The organism is Paraburkholderia sp. Ac-20347 (assembly GCF_017104805.1).
Classification (GTDB): Bacteria; Pseudomonadota; Gammaproteobacteria; order Burkholderiales; family Burkholderiaceae; genus Paraburkholderia; species Paraburkholderia tropica.
The window spans coordinates 16,063-37,131 of sequence record NZ_JAAGPN010000072.1 but is presented as its reverse complement, the minus strand read 5'-3'; the positions used below and the strand labels follow the sequence as shown (position 1 = coordinate 37,131).

Here is a 21,069-nt window from a genome sequence, read left to right as displayed (position 1 = left end):
GTCGCCGCCGCGCTGGGCGCGCTCCACACGCTGTCGTTCGCGCCGACGCCGCACGGCGGCTGGCTCGAAATCGCGATCTTCGCGGGCTTCTACTTCTGGCTCACGCGCACCACCGGCTGGAAAAGCGCGCTGTTCACGGGCTGGGCGTTCGGCTTCGGCAATTTCGTGACGGGCGTCTGGTGGCTCTACGTGAGCATGCACTTCTACGGCGGCATGCCCGCCGTGCTCGCGGGCGCGGCGCTCGTGCTGTTCTCGCTCTATCTGGGGCTGTATCCGGCGCTTGCGTCGCTCGTCTGGTCGTTCTGCGCCGGACATGCGCGCAATGGACGCAGCAGCGGACGCAGCGGCGATCTGCCGTACTCGCCCACCTGGCACGGCGCCTTCGCGTTCGCCAGCGCGTGGGCGCTCGGCGAATGGGCGCGCGGCTACGTCTTCACGGGCTTCCCGTGGCTCTCCAGCGGCTACGCGCAGGTGGACGGCCCGCTCGCGGGCTTCGCACCGATCGTCGGCGTGTACGGCGTGGGCTGGGTGCTGGCGCTCGTCGCGGCGCTGGTCGTGCAGGCGCTCGTGCGCGCGGTCGCGCGTCGGCAGGCGTCGAAGCACGATGTCGCGGAGTCGAGCGGCAACGCGAGCGCGGCAACGAAGTCGGCATCGGCGTTCGCGGTGCCTGCGGTGGCCGCTGTCGCCGTGATCGTCGCGGGTCTGCTGCTGCCGCTCGTGCCGTGGACGCAGCCCGCCAACGCGCCGCTCAACGTGCGCCTGCTGCAAGGCAACGTGAAGCAGGAGATGAAGTTCTCCGAGTCCGGCATGATGGACGCGCTCAACGAGTTCCAGAAGCTCATCACCGAAAAGCCCGCCGATCTCGTCGTCACGCCCGAAACGGCGGTGCCGCTGCTGGTGCAGCAGGTGCCCGAGAAGTTCGGCCGCGACATCCGCGCATTCGCGGACACGACCGGCACGGCGATCCTGTTCGGCGCCGTGGGCGCGACCATCACGCCCGACGGCCGCGCAACCGACTACACCAACAGCCTGTTCGGCATCACGCCGGGCCAGAACGGCCTGTACCGCTACGACAAGCATCACCTCGTGCCGTTCGGCGAGTTCGTGCCGTGGGGCTTCCGCTGGTTCGTCAACCTGATGAACATCCCGCTCGGCGACTTCGCGCGCGGCGCGCCCGTGCAGCCGCCGTTCCTCGTGCACAACCAGCCGGTCGCCGTCGATATCTGCTACGAGGATATTTTCGGCGAGGAAATCGCGCGCACCGTGCGCGAGAACCCGGTTTCGCCGGGCATTCTCGTCAACTCGACGAATCTCGCGTGGTTCGGCGACACCATCGCGCTCGACCAGCATCTGCAGATCGCGCGCATGCGCTCGCTCGAAACCGGCCGCCCGATGCTGCGCGCGACCAACACCGGCGCGACCGCCGCCATCGACGCACACGGCAAGGTGATCGCGCGCCTGCCCACCTTCACGGCGGGTTCGCTCGACGTGCGCGTGGAAGGCACGAGCGGTTTCACGCCCTACGTGAAGAGCGGCAACAACACGGTGATCGCGCTCTCGCTGCTGTTGCTGGCGTTCGGTTTCGCGTTCGGACCGGGACGGCCGGGCCGCAAGAAGGCATGACGGCACATCGCTGAACATGCCCGATCGCCATGCCGAAGCCGGTCCAGGTCTCAACGCCCCGGCAATCCGGTAAAATTCAGCGTTTTAGCACCAGGTTTTAGCACCAGGCCGCCTCCAGGCCGGGGCCGCAACCCGCGAAGGGCGAGCGGCGGCGCATGTCGCCGCGCACCGCCCGCCGCGGGCTCGCCAGGCCGCCAACCGCCGGAGCCCGCGCCTCCCGCCCTAAAAGACACTGCAGGCACACATGCTCACGTTTCAGCAAATCATCCTGACGCTCCAGTCTTACTGGGACAAGCAGGGCTGCGCGCTGCTCCAGCCGATCGACATGGAAGTCGGCGCCGGCACCTCGCACGTCCACACCTTCCTGCGCGCGATCGGCCCCGAGCCGTGGCGCGCGGCCTACGTGCAGCCGTCGCGCCGCCCGAAGGACGGCCGCTACGGCGAGAACCCTAACCGCCTGCAACACTACTATCAGTATCAAGTGGTGCTCAAGCCCGCGCCGGAAAACATCCTCGACCTGTACCTCGGCTCGCTCGAAGCGCTCGGCTTCGACCTGAAGCAGAACGACGTGCGCTTCGTGGAAGACGACTGGGAGAACCCCACGCTCGGCGCCTGGGGCCTCGGCTGGGAAGTCTGGCTCAACGGCATGGAAGTCACGCAGTTCACCTACTTCCAGCAGGTGGGCGGCATCGACTGCAAGCCGGTGCTCGGCGAAATCACCTACGGTCTCGAACGCCTCGCGATGTATCTGCAAAAGGTCGAGAACGTCTATGACCTCGTCTGGACCGAGTGGGAAGAACAAGGCCCGAACGGCCCCGAGATCCGCCGCCTCACGTACGGCGACGTCTACCACCAGAACGAAGTCGAGCAATCGACGTACAACTTCGAGCACGCGAACGTCGACCTGCTGTTCACGTTCTTCAACGCGTACGAAAGCGAAGCGAAGCGCATGATGGAACATCAGCTCGCGCTGCCCGCCTACGAACTCGTGCTCAAGGCCGGCCACACCTTCAACCTGCTCGACGCGCGCGGCGCGATCTCCGTGACGGAGCGCGCGGCGTACATCGGCCGCATTCGCGCGCTGTCGCGCAACGTGGCGCAGTCGTACTACGAATCGCGCGAAAAGCTCGGCTTCCCGATGCTCGGCAATCCGGTGCACGGCGTGCCCGGCCTGACCACCGACGAACAGGACGCCGCGATGCCCGCCTGGGCGCCGCCGCTGAAGGTCGAACGCAAGTTCGCCGAGGAATGACCGGATCTCCAGAACAATGACCCAAGCTCATCACGCCACTCTCCTCGTCGAACTGCTGACCGAGGAACTGCCGCCGAAGGCCCTCGCGCGTCTCGGCGACGCTTTCGCCGAAGGCATCGCGCAACGCCTCGCCGCGCGCGACCTGATCGAAGGCGATCTGTCGTTCGAACGCTTCGCCACGCCGCGTCGCCTCGCCGTCACGATCAAGAACGTGCGCAGCGTCGCGCCCGAAAAACAGGTGCGCGAAAAAGTGCTGCCGGTGTCGGTCGCACTCGACGCCAACGGCCAGCCCACCGCGCCGCTCGCGAAGAAACTCGCGGCGCTCGGCTTCCCCGACTTCCCGGTCAGCGACCTCGAACGCGCGAGCGACGGCAAGAACGAAGCGTTCTTCCTGCGCTACGCCGCGCCGGGCGTCACGCTCGCCGACGGCCTGCAAGCCGTGCTCGACGAAGCGCTCGCCAAGCTGCCGATTCCGAAGGTCATGAAGTACCAGCGTCCGGACGGCAGCGACGTGCAGTTCGTGCGCCCGGTGCATCGCCTCACGGTGCTGCACGCCGACCAGATCGTGCCGGTGAGCGCATTCGGCATCGACGCCGGCGACACCACGCGCGGCCATCGCTTCCTCTCGGAAGGCCCGATCGCCATCACCCAGGCCGACGACTACGCGCACACGCTCCAGCACAAGGGCCGCGTGATCGCGAGCTACAGCGAGCGCCGCGAATCGATCCGCGCGCAGCTGATCGAAACCGCCGGCGACGACAAGGTCGTCATGCCCGACTCGCTGCTCGACGAAGTGAATTCGCTCGTCGAATGGCCGGTCGTGTACGCGTGCCAGTTCGAGGAAGAATTCCTGCAGGTGCCGCAGGAATGCCTGATCCTCACGATGCAGACGAACCAGAAGTACTTCGCGCTGACCGACGACGAAGGCCGCCTGCGCTCGCGCTTCCTGATCGTCTCGAACATCGAGACGGCCACGCCAGTCGAGATCGTCGAAGGCAACGAGCGCGTCGTGCGCCCGCGTCTGGCCGACGCCAAGTTCTTCTTCGAGCAGGACAAGAAGAAGCCGCTGGCCGACCGCGTGCCGCTGCTCGCCAACGTGGTCTATCACAACAAGCTCGGCTCGACGCTGCAGCGCGTGGAGCGCCTCGAAGCGCTCGCGGGCGCCATCGCGCTGATGTGCGGCGCGAACATCGCACTCGCCGAACGCGGCGCGCGTCTGGCCAAGGCCGACCTGCTGACCGACATGGTCGGCGAATTCCCCGAGCTGCAAGGCACGATGGGCACCTACTACGCGCGCCATGACGGCGAAGCGGAAGAAGTGGCGATCGCCTGCTCCGAGCACTATCAGCCGCGCTTCTCCGGCGACGACCTGCCGACCACCACCACGGGCACGATCGTCGCGCTCGCGGACAAGCTCGAGACGCTGGTCGGCATCTGGGGCATCGGCCTCGCGCCCACCGGCGAAAAGGATCCGTTCGCACTGCGCCGCCACGCGCTGGGCGTGCTGCGCATCCTGGTCGAGAAGCAACTTCCGCTCAACCTCGTCGAACTGCTGCGCACGACGTACTCGCAGTTCGCGGGCGTCGAAGCCGTCGCGAAATCGACTCAGGCGATCTACGAGTTCTGCATGGACCGTCTGCGCGGCCAGCTGCGCGAACGCGGCTACGCGGCGCAGGAAGTGGACGCGGTGCTCGCGCTGAACCCCACGCGCTTCGACGACGTGATCGCGCGTCTCGATGCCGTGCGCGAATTCGCGGCGCTCAACGAAGCGGCCTCGCTCGCGGCGGCCAACAAGCGCATCTCGAACATCCTCAAGAAGTCCGAGGGCGCCGAAGATGCGGGCGTGCAGATCGCGCTGTTCACGGAGAACGCCGAAAAGGCGCTCTACGCGCAGCTCGAACAGGTCGCGCCGCGCGTGGAATCGCAACTGGCCGCGCGCGAGTACACGGGCGCGCTCACGGCGCTCGCGGCGCTGCGCGAAACCGTCGACACGTTCTTCAACGACGTGATGGTCAATGCCGAAGATCCGGCGCTGCGGGCCAACCGCCTCGCGCTGCTCAAGGCGCTGCATCGCCAGATGAACAGCGTGGCCGACATTTCGCGTCTCGCGGCGTGATCGCCGGCACGGACATCCGCCAGACCCAACCAGACGCGACGCCATGCCGACCAGCACCAGCCGCAAGATCGTGATCCTCGACCGCGACGGCGTGATCAACGTCGATTCCGACGCCTTCATCAAGTCGCCGGACGAATGGGTCGCGCTGCCCGGCAGCCTCGAAGCGATCGCTCGCCTGAATCAGGCGGGCTATCGCGTCGCCGTCGCGACGAACCAGTCCGGCATCGGACGCGGTTTGTTCGACACGACGGCGCTCAACGCCATGCACGCGAAGATGCACCGCCAGGCCACGGCCGTGGGCGCGCGCATCGACGCCGTGTTCTTTTGCCCGCACACCTCGCAGGACCACTGCGACTGCCGCAAGCCCAAGCCCGGCATGCTGAAGATGATCGCCGACCGCTTCGAGATCGACCCCGCCGATACGCCCGTGGTGGGCGATTCGCTGCGCGACCTCGAAGCCGGCGCGGCGCTCGGCTTCGCGACGCATCTCGTGCTCACGGGCAAAGGCAAGAAGACGCTGGCCGCGGGCGGTCTGCCCGAAGGCACGAAGGTGCACGACGACCTGCGTGCCTTCGCGCTCGACTTCCTCGCGAACGACAACGCATGACCCCGGCGAGCGCGCGCATGAACGGCGTACGCTCGACCGAATCCGCATCGCCCGGCGCAAGCCGGTGCCGATGCCTGCTCCCCACCGCGCGGCGGCGCGTCTGACGACGCCCGCCCTGCCGCGCACGCTTCACGAACGGTCCAACCGATGCGCTTCATCCGCTCCCTGCTGCTGTTCATCTACCTGATCGTCTACACGATGCCGTACGCGACCGCGTGCTTCATCGCGTTTCCGTTCCTGAACGCCACGCGGCGTTACTGGATGGCGGTCGGCTGGTGCCGCTCGACGCTGTTCGTCGCGCGCTACCTCAACGGCATTCGCTACCGCATCGAGGGCATGGAAAACCTGCCCAACGGTCCCGCCGTGCTGCTCTCGAAGCACCAATCCGCGTGGGAGACGCTCGCGTTTCCCGCACTGATGCCGCGTCCGCTGTGCTACGTCTTCAAGCGCGAACTGCTGTACGTGCCGTTCTTCGGCTGGGCGCTCGGCATGCTGAAGATGGTTCACATCAACCGCAAGGAAGGCAAGAACGCGTTCACCTCGGTGATCCGCCAGGGCAAGCAGCGCATGGCCGAAGGCGCGTGGGTGATCATGTTCCCCGAAGGCACGCGCATTCCGGTAGGCCAGACGGGCAAGTACAAGACGGGCGGCCCGCGCTTCGCCATCGAAACGGGCGCGCCCGTGGTGCCGATCGCGCACAATGCGGGCCACGTCTGGCCCCGAAACTCGTTTATTAAATATGCGGGTATAGTCACGGTGTCGATCGGCAAGCCGATCGAGACGACCGGGCTCTCGCCCGACGAAGTGAATACCCGCGTGGAAAACTGGATCGAAGCCGAAATGCGCCGGATCGATCCGGATGCGTATCGCGATGCGGATGGCGCCAAGGCAAACGCGGCGAAAGCCTGACGCGCGGCGCGAGCGTCGCAGGCGTCACGTCGCGCAGACAACCTTCGCGGCGATGCTGCGTGCGCTGTCTATCCTGTTCGCGGTGCTGCGGGCCGTGTTGCGTGCGGTGTTTGTTCCGCACGATGCGCAAGCTTCGCAGCCACGCGATACGTCACGCGCACCACGCCGCACACGCAATCCCGCTCCAGGCCTGACGATGCAGAAGCCCCCTACGCAGCGCCCTTCCGCGGCGCTCGACAACCGGCAACTCGATCTGCCGCTCTTCGCCGAGCCGGCGCCTGCTGCCACACCAACGGCCGATTCAACTTCGCCGTCGGCCCAGTTTGCCCCGCCCACTTCCAGCGCGCCGCCCAAGGCGCCGCTCGCACCCGACGGCACGAAGCTGCGCACGCTCGTGCTCGGCTCGCGGACCTTGTATTACCGGCTCAAGCGGTCGTCGCGCAAGTCGATCGGTTTTTCCATCGATGGATCGGGACTCACGATCACCGCGCCGCGCTGGGTCACGATCGCCGATATCGAAACCGCCATCGCCGAAAAGCAGCGCTGGATTTTCGCGAAGCTCACGGAGTGGCAGACGCGTGTGGAACAGCGCGCGCTGCCGCGCGTGGAATGGCGCGATGGTGCGGAGCTGCCGTATCTCGGGAAGCCGATGCGGGTGACGCTCGGTGCGTCCATGCTGGCTTTCGATGAGGAGACGCGTGTGCTCGCGTTGCCGCTGCCGACGAACGCCGACGCGCAGCAGATCAAGGATCGCGTGACGGGCTGGTTGCAGAGCGAGGCTACGCGGATTTTTGGTGAGCGTCTGGCTGTGTATGCCGAGAAGCTGGGTGTGAGCTTTCGCTCGTATGCGCTTTCGTCTGCGATGACGCGTTGGGGCAGTTGCTCAAGCGAAGGACGGATTCGACTCAACTGGCGGTTGATTCATTTTCCGCTTTCTATCGTGGATTATGTGGTGGCGCATGAGCTCGCGCATCTGCGCGAGATGAACCATAGTCCGCGGTTCTGGCAAACGGTGGAGTCGATCTTTCCGGAGTTTCGTGAGGCCAGGAAACAGTTGAAGCAGCATCCGCCGGAGATGGTGCCGGGGATTTGAGGCGCTGCTGTACCCTTTCACCAAAAATTCGTTTATGTGAGGCGTTTTTTTGGCAAGATCGTCCAGATAAATTTCGCAAACATGTAAATTAAAAGCACACCGACAAAATGAATCAATATCTTAAACAACCCCAACTCAACTGACTCTCGAAAACTAAAAAACGAAAAAAATAAAGCCGGCCAAAGACAAATGAAAAATAACGAACGGCAGTTAAAAATCAGATAATCAAAAATAAAAAACACAGAAATCACCACCAACACCCCTAGATAAACGTACAACCACCCCCCCATCAAATAAAGCGAGCCAATTCCGGTTGGCGCGATAATTAATCCTTTCCCATACGCGTAAATTTGCTCAGTAAAATAATAAGCAATTGTATCCAAATATATTGGCTTACCCGGCCAAAAAAACCGAGGCACAACCGAATAGAATTGATCGAAAAAATATTCGAATCCAACAAATCTCAAATGGTCACTATACAAGATAACATTAAGAGATCGGACAGGAAAGATCGTGTCTCTTGTATATGTCGCTATCAACAACCAAGCCGCAGAATTGATAGAATTCCCATATCTAAACAATGCCATCACAGCAATTGATAGCACACCCAAAATTGCACATACAATCAAACCCTTTTTATCAATCAGTTTTAAAACGTAAGAAATTAGCAAAATTGGTGTAACGGCTGCCACAAGATAATTTCGCTCGCCGCCTAGCGTCAAAAATAGCACGCCACCGTATACAACAACAATAACGAGCGATCGCAATGCAATCCAACGACTCGGATTTGCTACAACGAGGAGCGTTGCTATTGGCACCACGACATAAGAAAAAATTGAATAAAATCCAGTTCCGGTATTTGACTCGAATCTAGAACCATAATTCCCAACAGATAACGCAATCCCTTTTGACGCAATCAATGATAGTGTTGCAACTACGGCAATTATCGCTCCAAAGACAATAAAGACACGCCCTCTCGATTGCCTCACAAATTGACCGACTCTTTCCGCAACATTTTCCGGTTTCTTCAATAGAAAAATTCTCTTACCTAAAATCGAGTAAAGGACGGCAAGACAAAATATCAGTCCGATTAACGAAAATTCCATCGGCCTCACTGGATAGTCCCATCCAGCGTTAAAAATCATATTGCAAATAATATAATATGGAATCCACAATATGGAAATTACATAAATTGATGTTATGCCAAAAAATACAAATCCAATATTCCCTCTCCACTCTTGACAAAAAAACCATAATGCGACCGAGCAGATAAGAAAAACAAGAATTTCCATATCCCACCTTTATACAAATAAAATAATCAACTCGATTGCATATAAAGACAATTAAAAATCATTAAAATATTTATAAATCCACGCCCTCCCAATGAGAAAAATAAATATTGAATTTGTAACCGCGTATCTTTTAAACATCCTCTTAGGCTCTTGAATAACTCGATATAACCATTCAAGACCAAACCTCTGCATCCACATTGGCGCTCGTCGAACTTTACCTGCGACCACATCGAATGTCCCGCCGACACCCATAACAAAAGATACGCCAAGCTCATCGGCCCATTTATTGATGAATCGTTCTTTATGAGGCGAAGTTATCGCGACAAATAATAACTGCGACTGAGATTCTCTTATTTTTTTTACAAGCGCCTCTTCCTCGTTCCAAAAATAACCATTATGCCAGCCGCCGATTTCCAGTTCCGGGAATTTTTGTCTGCAAACGTCGACCACTTTGGAAACTACGGAATCGGTAGCTCCAAGCAGAAATATTTTGAACTTCCTTCTCTCAGACTCCCCGATTAATTTCTCAAAAAGATCAACGCCGGCGACTCTCTCAGGAACTGGATATCCGAGCAAACGCGCCGCCCACACGACAGCCATCCCGTCGATATTGATTAGATCGCTAGCGCGAATTGACGCAGCCAAAGACAGATCTTTTCTGGAATGCACAATTTTTGCCGCGTTGACCACTATATGTTGCGTAAAAATTCCTTTCTGAACGCGCTTTACAATAAATGAAACCGTTTCGTTCATCGTAGCCATATCCATCGGACAATTCAGAACCTCTATTCGACGCATAGATTTTCCTTAAGATCCAAAAATGCGCTCCCATACCGAAACCGGGCCATAAAATAGTGTTATCGGCCCCATCTTTGATGATTTCCATCCGCCCGGCAAATAAATACCCAATTTAAAATAAGCAGCATTGTCATTTGGATATGAATTTTCCATATCAATTAAATCAACCACAGTCTCCCCATCCTTCTTCAAATTAGTGACTGAATTCTTCCCATCTGCGCCCGGTCGATAATGAAGCTCCCAGAACACCCATCGCCCCCTTTCCTTTAAAGCACAGCATATATCAATCACTTGCTCTGTTTTATCGCTTGCTCCCCGTTGATGCAGAACATATCCGCGCTGTGTTAAAGCCAACATTAACGGAGGAGAACCACTACTTTGTTCCTGATGCATCTGAGTGATCGCCTGACTAGTATAAAAACCAAAATCCAAAGGAATCTTGGTCGACCACCTAATGATGTAATCATGCCCTTGCAAGAATCTGACTGGAGTAGGCAGGATAATCTCGGCTCGTGGCTTCCCATTCGCGACACGAGAAAAATCCTCGCTCTTATTTATCGTAACGCGCAATGCATTATCAATACCAACTTCAGATATTGTTTTTATATCGTCAATTTTCGCGCGCTGAACTTTAATCTCTTTAGAAATACCATCACTCCAATCTTCACGATAGATTAAACGATATTCATTACCTGCCAACGGCGACTCATCAAAATAATTCAATCGTTCGGCTCTACTCGAAGTACAAATCACACTTGAGTAGACCATGAAAAATATGCGGATAAACTTTCTGTAATCAATCAAGATATCCCCAAAATATATTCCATCAGTGTTCACAGAGCATCACTTCAATCACCTTGACAAACCTCCACACAAAGATTCTCCAAAAGGTTACTCACTTTTGAAATGCCAAACGAAGCGTCAATCCAAGACCGCCCGCTTCCGTGCTCAATACTCTTACCGAGTTCATGGGCTTGTTCGATAGCCTCCGCAAGCACTTTCGGCGTTGTCTCTTGAACAAATACCGCTCGACAAGAGCTGATCACTTCGACAACAGGAGGGTGTGCAAAGGCGACAATCGGAAGATCGAAGCACTGTGCCTCTACAAAGCTCATTCCAAAAGAATCTACGCGACTCGGCAAACAAAAGACCGAAGCATCCTCCATTAGTTTGCTTCTTTTCGCATCGTCCACCCACCCCTTCAAAGCCACACGGTGCGAAATTCTGAGATCTTCTATTTCTCGAATAATTAGACTTTCTAGCTCACCCTCGCCGGCAATTGCCAATTTGTAATTTTCCGGAAGAAAGGCGAGTGAGCGTACTGTTTCAACGATACCTTTTCCATCAACCAATCGTCCCATAGTAAGCACAAGGACGTCGTCGCTCGAACGTTTGAAAATTTTTTTACTTGTATTTTTTGATCGATAGGGATTTGGTACTACGCGTATCCATTTTTTAATGCCGTGCCGACCCAAAAGTTGCAGAGCGTAATCCGTCAGCACAACAGTTCGACTGGCTGTCTTTATTATTAATCTTATAATAGTATTCCAGAATTTGCTATTCAAATAACTCTCAAGATAAGGGGTATGCAAATATATCAGCACATGCCGCCTTAACATCCATCTCAGAAAAATACTCAAAATCAACATCCGAACTATGCAAAATCCGGATCCCGGATGAAGATGAAAAATCAGAGATGACTTTCTATTTCTCAACACACAAACGAAACAGGCAAAGAAAGAGACAATCCAAGGTAAAAATTTTCCAAAAACAGCATTACTATTATGAGTTGAAATGAATTTCGCCTGTCCAAAAATACCCAACGCATCAAGATACATCGGCACTACTGTTGCCACTCCACCTTTGCCACCTCGCGGGTCGGTCGCCAGAACTACATTGAATAAATTCATAGCATCTAAGCCCTCTTATCAAGTCATAAAAGCGCAAGCGCTCGTTACTCCGCGCGTGGCGAAATTAGAAATGATGCACTTTGCCTTCTAAGCAAGAAATTACGAAACACAGTAACAATGATGCAGACAATGAGGACAATATAGAAATTGAGACTCTCCGTTACGGCGTAAGAACCAATAAGTGCAGTAACGAATAGACAACAGGAGGCGGCATTGATAGTCATAGACGCTCGACTGGCTTCTCGAACCATTAAAACGCTGCTGTTCGCCATCCCGAGCATGCTGATACAACCCTGAGCGCAGAGCGCAACACCGCAAATCGACGTGTACCAAAGGCGATCGAGCGCCCCTTCGTAGAAAACGATGCACGCAACTATCAATGCATTCACTACAAACGCACCGAGACACGAGAGCATGATTTCACGCGCAGTCTGCGTGCTAAGTTCCTTAAGTGACTTTCCTTCGCTGGCGAGTCTGCTCAACTCCGGCAATCTGTACATCGAGATCGCACGCGGAACGAGTGCGCTAATCGCGCTAACCGATGCGATAAGAGAAATGACTCCCGCGAATCGGGCGCCATCCGTGAAATTTGCAATTGGGACAAGACTCAGTGCCACACCACCGGAAAGGAAGTTAGTGAATCCAAACTCGATGCCTTTCAGCTCCATCGTCTTAGTTTTTGGAAACACTCTCGGAAGCCCAATATTTATAAGCATGAACATACCCGTTGTTCCGAGGGCGGCTCCCAGAGGTAATCCGGCAGATACACCAAGTCTGCGAGAGATAAGTACGTATGCCGTCGTGGCCACGAGCAGAACAACATCGTAAAAAATTACGCGCCGATACTTTCTCAGCGCGAGAAAGTAGTGGCGCGTAAGTTGGTAGATCGTCCATCCGATCATGATCACAATTGTTTCCGTCCCGGATATTTCCGAATGAGAGAACCGGGACCATAAAACTACGCCTATTCCAAGCACTAGCAGGGACACAACGCCCATACGTAGCAATTCATAAAAGCGCTCAACGCGCTCTTCGCGATCCCGTGCTGCGGGCACACGCACGAGGATCAGACTTGCCCACCCAATTGCCGTAAAGAACGCGAGAATTTGGGCGATTGAGAATGCGGAGGCAGCACGCCCGAGGTCACTGAGCGAATAGAGTTTTTGAACACCCATGAACGCCAGCACGCGATATAACCCGGGCATTCCTGTCGCAATGATTGCTTCTGCCTTTCCAACCAAACGACCGTAATTCATTGCTTACTCTGCTCCCAAGGCAAGCCAGCCTGGTATCGCCAAGAAGATTCGCCTTGGGGTTCACAAACGCCGTACTTGACCGGCGAGACGTCACGCACGCGCCAAAACCCCCCGCGTATCAATCACCACCTTCGCCTGCAAACGAATCGGATCGACATCCTTAAACTGCGTGTGATCGACGAGAATCACGATCACGTCCGCTTCCGCCAGCACGGTACGCATATCGCTAAGCCGCACCACGCCGTCGAGCTCGCGCGGCAACACGCGCACATTCGGCTCAACCGCCACCACTTGCCCCGGGAATCGCTGCCCAAGCTCCTTCGCAATTTCCACCGCGGGACTTTCGCGCAGATCGTCGATATTCGCCTTGAACGCAAGCCCGAGACATGCGATCACCGGCTCGCGGAATCGCTTCGCCGCGCTCTCGGCGCGTTCGACGACCCAATGAGGCTTGTCGTCATTCACAGTCCGCGCGGCGCGAATCAGGCGCGCCTGCTCAGGAGCGGAATCCACGATGAACCAAGGGTCGACCGCGATGCAATGACCACCCACACCCGGTCCCGGTTTCAGAATGTCCACGCGCGGATGCCGGTTCGCGAGCTTGATCAGTTCCCACACGTTGATGTCGAGTCGATCGCAGATCAACGAGAGTTCATTCGCAAACGCGATATTCACGTCGCGGAACGAGTTCTCGGTGAGCTTGCACATCTCTGCCGTGCGCGCGTCGGTCAGAATGCACTCGCCGCGCACAAAAATCTGGTAGAGCTCGCGCGCCGCTTCACTGCAACGGCGCGTCATCCCGCCGATCACACGATCGTTCTCGACGAGTTCGCGAATCACGTGACCCGGCAGCACGCGTTCCGGGCAGTGCGCAATGCGCACGTCGGACGCCTCACCCGCCTGCTGCGGAAATGTCAGATCCGGGCGCATCTCGGCCATCCACTCGGCCATCTTCTGCGTCGCGCCCACCGGCGACGTCGACTCCAAGACCACCAGGTCGCCCTTTTTCAACACGGGCGCAACCGCGCGACTCGCGGCTTCGATATAGCTGAGATCGGGCTTGTGTCCGTCCGAGAAAGGCGTGGGGACGGCGATCAGGAACGCATCGGCGGGTTCCGGCGTCGTCGTCGCGCGGAGATGGCCTTGAGTCACTGCGGCATGCACGAGCATGTCGAGTTCCGGTTCGACGATGTGAATCTCGCCGCGATTAATCGTATCGACGGCGTGCTGATTCACGTCGACACCAATGACCGTTTTGCGTCGCGCGGCAAAGGCCGCCGCCGTCGGCAAGCCAATGTAGCCGAGTCCAACAACCGAAATCGTTTCGAAGTTCATGTTAGTGATGCCTTGATGGGTGAACGTCAGTGCGCCGCGCGCGCGCAGGCAAGCCAGCGATCCTTCAACGCTTGCGCGATGCGGTCGCATGCCTGCCCGTCGCCGTACGGGTTATCGCCGCGACTCATGGCCACGTAGCTCGCGTGGTCGTCAAGCAGATGCGCGACGCCGCCGACAATCGCCCGAACGTCCGTTCCCACGAGTTGAACCACGCCGGCGTCGATGGCCTCCTGACGCTCGGTGGTGTCGCGCATGACGAGCACCGGCTTGCACAACGAAGGCGCTTCTTCCTGAATCCCACCCGAATCGGTCAAGATCAGATGCGAGCGATCCATCAAGCTCACGAACGGCAAGTAGTCGAGCGGTTCGATCAGGTGAACGTTGGCAATACCTGTCAGCAAGCGATTGACCGGCTCGCGCACGCTCGGATTCAGATGCACGGGATAAACGATGTCGACATCGGGATAGGCATGCGCGAGTTGCGCGAGCGCCGCGCAAATGCGCACGAAGCCGTCGCCGAAGCTCTCTCTGCGATGCCCGGTAACCAGGATCAAACGCCGGTCGGCCTGCAACTTCGGCAGCGCGCTTTCCGCTTCTTCACGTAGCCGCGCATCGGAAGCGAGGCGCTCGCGCACGTGAAGGAGCGCATCGATCACCGTGTTGCCGGTGACGACGATCGAGTCGCCACGCGTACCTTCATCCAGCAAGTTCTGCCGCGCGCGCGAAGTCGGCGCGAAGTGCACGCTTGCGAGCGCGCCGGTCAGCGTGCGATTCGCCTCCTCCGGCCAGGGCGAGAGCAGGTTGCCGGTGCGCAGGCCCGCCTCCACGTGGCCAACCGGAATGCGCTTGTAGAACGCCGCCAGCGTGGCCGCCATGGTCGTGGTGGTATCGCCGTGTACGAGGACCATGTCGGGCTGCGCACGCTCCAGCACGCCGCGCATCCCGGAAAGAATCGAGGTCGTGACGTCGTACAGATCCTGGCCAGGCTTCATCACGTTCAGGTCGAAGTCCGGCGTGATCGCAAACAGATCCAACACCTGATCGAGCATTTCGCGATGCTGCCCGGTCACGCAAACATGGCATTCGAAATCCGGGTCGTGCCGAAGACGCTGAACGAGCGGCGCCATCTTGATCGCTTCAGGACGCGTCCCAAATGTGAGGAGTACTTTTTGTTTCATCAATGTTGTCCCACCCAATGCTGGGGTAAGCGCGCTAGTCGACCTTCTTCCGATAATCCGAATACGCGCCGTACGCCTGTCCGCGCTGCGGAACGTCGGTCAGCAGCAACCCGTCGACAGTGACGCCCGAACTCGCCAACTGGCGCGTGGTTTCCCGCAACTCGGCAGCCGAATGCTTGCCATGGCGAACCACCATCAGCGTCGCGCCCGCCTCCTTGCCGATCAGCATCGGATCGGTCACGGCCAGTACCGGCGGCGAGTCCACAATGACCATGTCGTATGTCGCGGCGAGCGACTTGAGAATGGAGCCAAAGCGGTCGCGCAGCAGCAACTCTGACGGACGGTCGGGCGCCGAGCCCGCCATCATGACGTCGAGATTCGGCAATGCCTGGCGATGAATGACGTCTGCCGGCTCGCGCCCCATCAGCACTTCAGAAAGGCCGGGCTTTTTGCTGATCGAGAAATACGAGTGAACGTCACCACGCCGCATGTCGGCGTCGATCAGCAGAATTCGTTTGCCGGTTGCGGCTAGCACCGTCGCGAGATTCACCGACACAAACGACTTGCCGACACCCGGACGCGGCCCGGTAATCATCACGATGTTGTTCTCGGGCTTGAGCACGCCGAACTGAAGCGCTGTGCGCAAGCTACGCAAGCCTTCGACCGCGACATCGTCCGGGAATACCGCAGCCAACACGCCCGGCCGCTTAGGTCCGCGCCGCGCCGCCTGGGCGAGTGCAAGCTGTTTGTCGCTGTGAGAAATGATCGCGTAGACCGGCACTTCCACGGCCTGCTCGATTTCCGCCGGGCTTTCGAGCCCGTGATTGATCATTCGACGGCCGAGCGCAATGGCGCAGCCAAGCAACAGTCCCAGCGCGGCGGCAAGCGGAATCACGAGAAGCTTTTTCGGGCGCACCGGCTTCTCCGGCACCACGGCGAAATCGACCGTGCGCACGTTGCCTTGTTGACCGGCCTTCAGCACGCGCAACTGTTGCGTGCTGTCGAGCAGCTTCATATAGAGATCGGTGTTGACCTTCACATCGCGCATCAGGCGCAGCGCATCTTGCTGCGTCTGCGGCAGCCCGGTCACCTGACGCTCGAATTGATCCTGCTGCTGCTCCATCTCGGCAATGCGCGCATCGATAGCGGCAACGGACGGATGCGAAGCCGTAAAGCGCTGGACGAGATCGGCGCGCTGTTGTTGCAATTCGAGCAGGCGCGATTTCGCGTCGACGACGGATTGCAACAACAGCTTGCCCTGCGCATCGAGGTCGATAGCGCCATGCTTCGCGCGAAACTCGTTGAAGCGCGCCTCCGATTGATCGAGATGCGCGCGCAACTGAGGCAGCTGGTCGCCGAGAAAATCGAGCATCTGCTGCGCCTGCGCCGACTTGCGGTCGATGTTGCGCTGCACGTAGAGACTCGCGATCGTATTGAGCGTCGCGGCGATGCGCTGGGCGTCTTCGCCGTCGAGCTTGACGCCGATAATGCCCGACTGCTTCGTCTTCTCCGCGATATCCAGTTTCTTTTGAAGATCCTCGACGGTTTGCTGCGTCGAAAAGCGCTTGAGATCGAAACGCGTTCCGGGTCTGGCCAGCAGCGAGGCCACCGTCAACTTCACAGGGCCTTCGGCGGTTTTTCCGCTAGTGGCTTCGCCTACATTGGCACGCAGTACGACATCGCCGTCCGGGTCGATCAGTTCGTATTTCGTGGCGCTCAACGCTCGCAGCGTGAACGTCTTGTCATAGAGCGCTGCGGGCACGTCGAACTGCGCGACGCCGATCCGTTCGCCACCCCACGCGAAACTGCCCAGGCCGAGCACCGGGGTTTCCAGTTCGCCGTTGTCGGCGGCTTCTTTGCCGCGCGCCATCACCGCCCCGATCAGCGGGAGATAGTGCGGCTTCGCGCTCACGTCCAGATGCAGGCGGTCCACCGTTTCGCCCACCACCATGCGAGAACGAATCAGTTCAATCTCGGCGTCGGCGGTGGCCTTGCTCTGGAAGAGCGAAGCAAGATCGCCGAGCTTGTCGTTGATTGAGCCCATGCCCGAGTCGTCGTCGACCTGGATCACCGCATCCGCGCGATAGACCGGCGTGCCGAGAAACGCGTAGAGCGCTCCCAGACACAGCACGGCCGCCGCCACGGCAACGATCACGCGCCAGCTTTCACGCAGCGCGTTGAAGAGCTCCGAGAGATCGATTTCATCGTCGTCCGGCTGGCTGGCCGAACGGTTTTGCTTGAGAAGAGTCATGTGTTTCAGTGAGCCAGTCCTGCCAATACATCGCGCCAATGCGCAACGCCATGCTCGATTTGCGCGAACGCCAGTTCGAACGTCGCGCGATGACGCCGATAGGGATCGACCACGTCGACGCCGTCGTCCTCGTTGAGTCGATAGACCTTTCCGCGCGCGTACGGCCAGGCAAGCTCGATCTGCTCGCGCTGCACTTTCGTCATCGTGAGAATAAGATCGGCGGCGCGCACCCGTTCGTCGGTTAGCGGAGCCGCCACGTGTTCATCGAGCGACACGCCGCGCTCGCGCGCCATTTCGAGCACGAGCGGGTCCGCGCCCTCGCCCACCAGCGCATGCGTTCCAGCAGAGCTGAAACCGATCTCGGGCAAAGCCTGGGCGAGCATCGCGCAAGCCAACGGACTGCGACAGATATTGCCTTCACAAACCACCAGAACTCGATCGATCATTTCGCCACGATCCCCGCAGTAAGGCCGGCGTTGATCGCCGGTATCAACAACGTCAGCACGCGATTGAAGCGAACCAGCGCGTTGCCGTCGACGTACACGACGTCCTTCGGTTGAAGGTCGAACTCCTTCGCGACCAGCATCGCCACGGGCGAGCGTCCGTCGAGATGGAAGACTTGCGGCGTGCCGTTCAGCGCACCGCGAATCACGAACATCTGCGCGGCGTCAGCGGTCGACGCATTGACGCTGCCCGCCTGCGCGAGCGCATCGGCCAGCGTGATGCGGCCCGTGCGGCGCGGAATCGCCGAGATAGGCTTGTTCACCTCGCCCATGACGTACACGTCGTTTTCGTCGCGCGCGACCACGCGCAGCAGGTCGCCGGGTTGCAGATACAGGCGCGACGGGCTGATCCCGCTCGCCAGCATCTGCGTGAGATTGATGCGATGCGTGGCGCCGCCGCGCACCAGCGCGAGGTCGCTCTGGTCGGCGGAATCGGCAAAGCCGCCCGCTCGTGAAATCGCTTCGTACAGCGACATCGGCACGTCGTTCACGGCCACCACGCCGGGGCTGCGCACTTCGCCGTCGACGTAGACTTCGTGCGCGCGATAGGACGCCATGCGCACCGTCACCTGAGGTTTGACGAAGTACTTCGCCAGCGCGCCGCTCAAACGGCGCTGCACTTCTTCCGTGCGCAAGCCCGCGACGCGCAGCGTTCCCGCATACGGAAAAGTCAGATCGCCGGACTGATCGACGACAAAGCCCGATGACGGATCACCGGGACGCGTCGACGCCTGCGATTGCGTCGAACCCACAGCAGCCGCGATTTCCGGATGGTCCCAGACCACGATTTGCAGCACGTCGCCCGCACCAATCGTGTAGGCCTGCGGCGCGGTCGAGAGCAGGCTGACCTGCTGCCGCTGCTGCTCCAGACGCGCGTCCTGAAACTGCTTGACCAGTGCAACGTCGAGTTCGGTGACGGCGATTTCCGGCACTGCGGCACTAGCCTCGGTCGTGCGCGTCGGGCGCACGACGGGAGGCTCGGCCTCCGCACCGGCGGCTTGTGGTGCGTCGGCGCTCGTGGCAGGCGCGTCCGCCTGGGCGTTGCTGTTTCGTTCGGTGTTCCACGGCGTCTGTATCGACGACGTCAGCATGCGCATGCCCGGCGCGATCGCGCACGCCCCGAGCATCGAGCACAGCACGACGACGGCGACCACGCCGGAAATCCGGATAGCGCCGTGCAGGCTTGTCTGGCGCGCCGCAAAGACCGGCGGCGTTTTCGTTCGTTTGAGCACTTCTACGTTCCAGCTAGTCAATAAGCGTTGCGATGAACGAGCCCCTTGAAGGCCGTCATGAGCACGATGCGCATGTCGAGACCGAAGGACCAGTTGCTGAGGTAATAGAGATCGTGTTCGACGCGCCCCTGCATCTTCTCGATGCGGTCAGTTTCCCCGCGAAAGCCGTTCACCTGCGCCCAGCCGGTGATGCCAGGCTTGATGCGATAGCGGTGGATATAGCCGTCGACGATGTCCTGGTAGAGCGTGTCGTGCTCGATGGCATGGGGACGCGGCCCGACCACCGACATCTCGCCGCGCAGCACGTTGAAGAACTGCGGCAGTTCGTCGAGGCTCGTGCGGCGCAAAAACGCACCGACGCGCGTGATGCGCGGATCGTTGCGCGTCGCCTGCTTGACGACGCCTGCGGTCTGCGTGTGCACCCGCATGCTGCGGAATTTGTAGATGTTGAAGACCTTGCCGTTGGCGCCCTTGCGCCGCTGCGTAAAGAGCACCGGACCGCGCGACGTCAGCTTGATGGCGAGCGCGACGACAAGCAAAACCGGCGAGAGGCCGAGCAGCGCGCAGAACGCGAAGACGCGATCGAAGACGTCTTTTTTTGCGAGCGCGTCGGACGAAAGCGGCGAGCCCACGAGATTGATCGCGGACGTGCCCTCAAGATTCACCATCTCTCCGTCGAAGAGGGCAAGACCACTCACGTCCGGAATAAAGCGAATGTTGATCAGGTCGTTGCGAAAGAGTCCGGTGAAACCCAAAATCGTTTCGACTTCGGCGAGCGGCAACGCAAGCCACAACTCCTCGACGCCATAGCGTCGCACAAACGCCGCGAAGCCCTCGCGATCACGAAACGCCGGAACGTTGCCCGGCGCCGCGCCAGCATCCGGGCCAGTGTCGAAAATAGTGGCGACGCGGTAAAGCGAGTCCGACGTCGATTCGACCTTGCGCAACAACTGGCGGCAGTGCGCGCCGCTCCCCACGATGGCGACTGCGCGCGAGCGCGCGCCATTTTCCATGCGACGCAAACCCAGCGCGGATTCGGCCAGCCGGAACGCAATGAGCCCCGCACCGGAAATCAGCGCCCACTCGGCAATCCACAGCACATCGGGCCGGTAGGCACGATGCACGATGGAAACAAGCAATACCGCACCAGCTAGCGCGAACGACCAGCCCAGCGCAGGCGCGCACACGCATCGCCAGAACAGATGCCGTCTTGCGCCACGGTGTGTGTCGAATGCGGGAAAGAGCATCATGGCGAATAGCAAGGTGAACGCCACCAGTGCGCTGTCGTAGCCCGTGTGTTCGGCTTCGCTGTGCGCACGTGCAGCGATAACGGCTCCCGCGACGATCAAGAGCACGTCGAGCAGGCGTGCAAGCGCGCGCGCTGGGCGACGCGTTTTGCCAACCTCGTTTTGTCTAGACAGGTCCATACCGTACTCGTCGAATGTTCGAGTGGCCGCGCGAGATGCTGCGCGGGTTTGCGCGAGGAAGCCTGCCAACAGGCACGCCCATGCAGACGACTCATTCGATACATTTCCAGCCACGACCACTGCCTACAGAGCTAATAGAAGGACTACTTACCAGAAGAACCACCTGCATATCCGCCCCCTCTCTCTGCAAGCACGAAAGCGCACGCATGCGCGAACGACATAACGGCTTCCGCGACCCGGCCAGCACACTCGCCGGTCCGGATCGACTTTCGCTCGGAGCGTTCGTC

Annotated in this window: 17 protein-coding genes; 6 read left to right on the top strand and 11 right to left on the bottom strand. The window is 59.2% G+C overall.

Annotated features, from left to right (window positions below; all coding sequences use genetic code 11):
* The 6 genes from lnt to G3N97_RS16185 all read left to right on the top strand — a co-directional run.
* On the top strand, nt 1-1,623 hold a 1,623-nt coding region (lnt, locus tag G3N97_RS16210; RefSeq protein ID WP_205994139.1), incomplete at its 5' end, for an apolipoprotein N-acyltransferase.
* Nucleotides 1,624-1,867: 244 nt separating this feature from the next.
* Entirely contained in the window at nt 1,868-2,875 is a 1,008-nt protein-coding gene (gene glyQ / locus G3N97_RS16205) for a glycine--tRNA ligase subunit alpha (protein ID WP_074986765.1), read from the top strand.
* A 16-nt stretch (nt 2,876-2,891) separates the two neighbouring features.
* Entirely contained in the window at nt 2,892-4,991 is a 2,100-nt protein-coding gene (glyS, locus tag G3N97_RS16200; protein ID WP_205994138.1) for a glycine--tRNA ligase subunit beta, read from the top strand.
* 43 nt (nt 4,992-5,034) lie between these two features.
* Nucleotides 5,035-5,598: a D-glycero-beta-D-manno-heptose 1,7-bisphosphate 7-phosphatase gene (gene gmhB, locus G3N97_RS16195; protein ID WP_065059341.1), complete on the top strand. Its 564-nt coding sequence runs from the start codon at nt 5,035-5,037 to the stop codon at nt 5,596-5,598.
* A 147-nt stretch (nt 5,599-5,745) separates the two neighbouring features.
* Nucleotides 5,746-6,507, top strand: coding sequence for a lysophospholipid acyltransferase family protein (locus G3N97_RS16190; protein ID WP_205994137.1), 762 nt, complete (start codon nt 5,746-5,748; stop codon nt 6,505-6,507).
* 196 nt (nt 6,508-6,703) lie between these two features.
* On the top strand, nt 6,704-7,600 hold the full coding sequence (locus tag G3N97_RS16185; protein WP_205994136.1) for a SprT family zinc-dependent metalloprotease: 897 nt from the start codon (nt 6,704-6,706) through the stop codon (nt 7,598-7,600).
* 32 nt (nt 7,601-7,632) lie between these two features.
* On the opposite strand, the gene G3N97_RS16180 is transcribed toward G3N97_RS16185, so the two are convergent.
* The 11 genes from G3N97_RS16180 to G3N97_RS16130 form a co-directional block, all read right to left on the bottom strand.
* Nucleotides 7,633-8,892 (bottom strand): WzyE family oligosaccharide polymerase, encoded by a 1,260-nt coding sequence (locus G3N97_RS16180; RefSeq protein ID WP_205994135.1) that lies wholly within the window; start codon nt 8,890-8,892, stop codon nt 7,633-7,635.
* 51 nt (nt 8,893-8,943) lie between these two features.
* On the bottom strand, nt 8,944-9,645 hold the full coding sequence (locus tag G3N97_RS16175) for a WecB/TagA/CpsF family glycosyltransferase (protein WP_277397741.1): 702 nt from the start codon (nt 9,643-9,645) through the stop codon (nt 8,944-8,946).
* 54 nt (nt 9,646-9,699) lie between these two features.
* Entirely contained in the window at nt 9,700-10,527 is an 828-nt protein-coding gene (locus tag G3N97_RS16170; RefSeq protein ID WP_205994133.1) for a heparin lyase I family protein, read from the bottom strand.
* An 11-nt stretch (nt 10,528-10,538) separates the two neighbouring features.
* A complete protein-coding gene (locus G3N97_RS16165; RefSeq protein ID WP_205994132.1) occupies nt 10,539-11,600 on the bottom strand; it encodes a glycosyltransferase in 1,062 nt (353 codons plus the stop codon).
* A gap of 44 nt (nt 11,601-11,644) precedes the next feature.
* Nucleotides 11,645-12,856, bottom strand: a complete 1,212-nt coding sequence (locus G3N97_RS16160) for a hypothetical protein (RefSeq protein ID WP_205994131.1) — start codon at nt 12,854-12,856, stop codon at nt 11,645-11,647.
* Nucleotides 12,857-12,946: 90 nt separating this feature from the next.
* A complete protein-coding gene (wecC, locus tag G3N97_RS16155; RefSeq protein ID WP_205994143.1) occupies nt 12,947-14,191 on the bottom strand; it encodes a UDP-N-acetyl-D-mannosamine dehydrogenase in 1,245 nt (414 codons plus the stop codon).
* A gap of 26 nt (nt 14,192-14,217) precedes the next feature.
* On the bottom strand, nt 14,218-15,369 hold the full coding sequence (wecB, locus tag G3N97_RS16150; RefSeq protein ID WP_205994130.1) for a UDP-N-acetylglucosamine 2-epimerase (non-hydrolyzing): 1,152 nt from the start codon (nt 15,367-15,369) through the stop codon (nt 14,218-14,220).
* Nucleotides 15,370-15,403: 34 nt separating this feature from the next.
* Nucleotides 15,404-17,620, bottom strand: coding sequence for a polysaccharide biosynthesis tyrosine autokinase (locus G3N97_RS16145; RefSeq protein WP_205994129.1), 2,217 nt, complete (start codon nt 17,618-17,620; stop codon nt 15,404-15,406).
* 5 nt (nt 17,621-17,625) lie between these two features.
* Nucleotides 17,626-18,066 (bottom strand): low molecular weight protein-tyrosine-phosphatase, encoded by a 441-nt coding sequence (locus G3N97_RS16140; RefSeq protein ID WP_205994128.1) that lies wholly within the window; start codon nt 18,064-18,066, stop codon nt 17,626-17,628.
* Nucleotides 18,063-19,355, bottom strand: coding sequence for a polysaccharide biosynthesis/export family protein (locus G3N97_RS16135; protein ID WP_346778070.1), 1,293 nt, complete (start codon nt 19,353-19,355; stop codon nt 18,063-18,065). Before G3N97_RS16135 ends, G3N97_RS16140 begins: the two co-directional genes overlap by 4 nt.
* A 17-nt stretch (nt 19,356-19,372) precedes the next feature.
* Nucleotides 19,373-20,782, bottom strand: coding sequence for an undecaprenyl-phosphate glucose phosphotransferase (locus tag G3N97_RS16130; RefSeq protein WP_205994127.1), 1,410 nt, complete (start codon nt 20,780-20,782; stop codon nt 19,373-19,375).
* Nucleotides 20,783-21,069 lie beyond the last annotated feature (287 nt).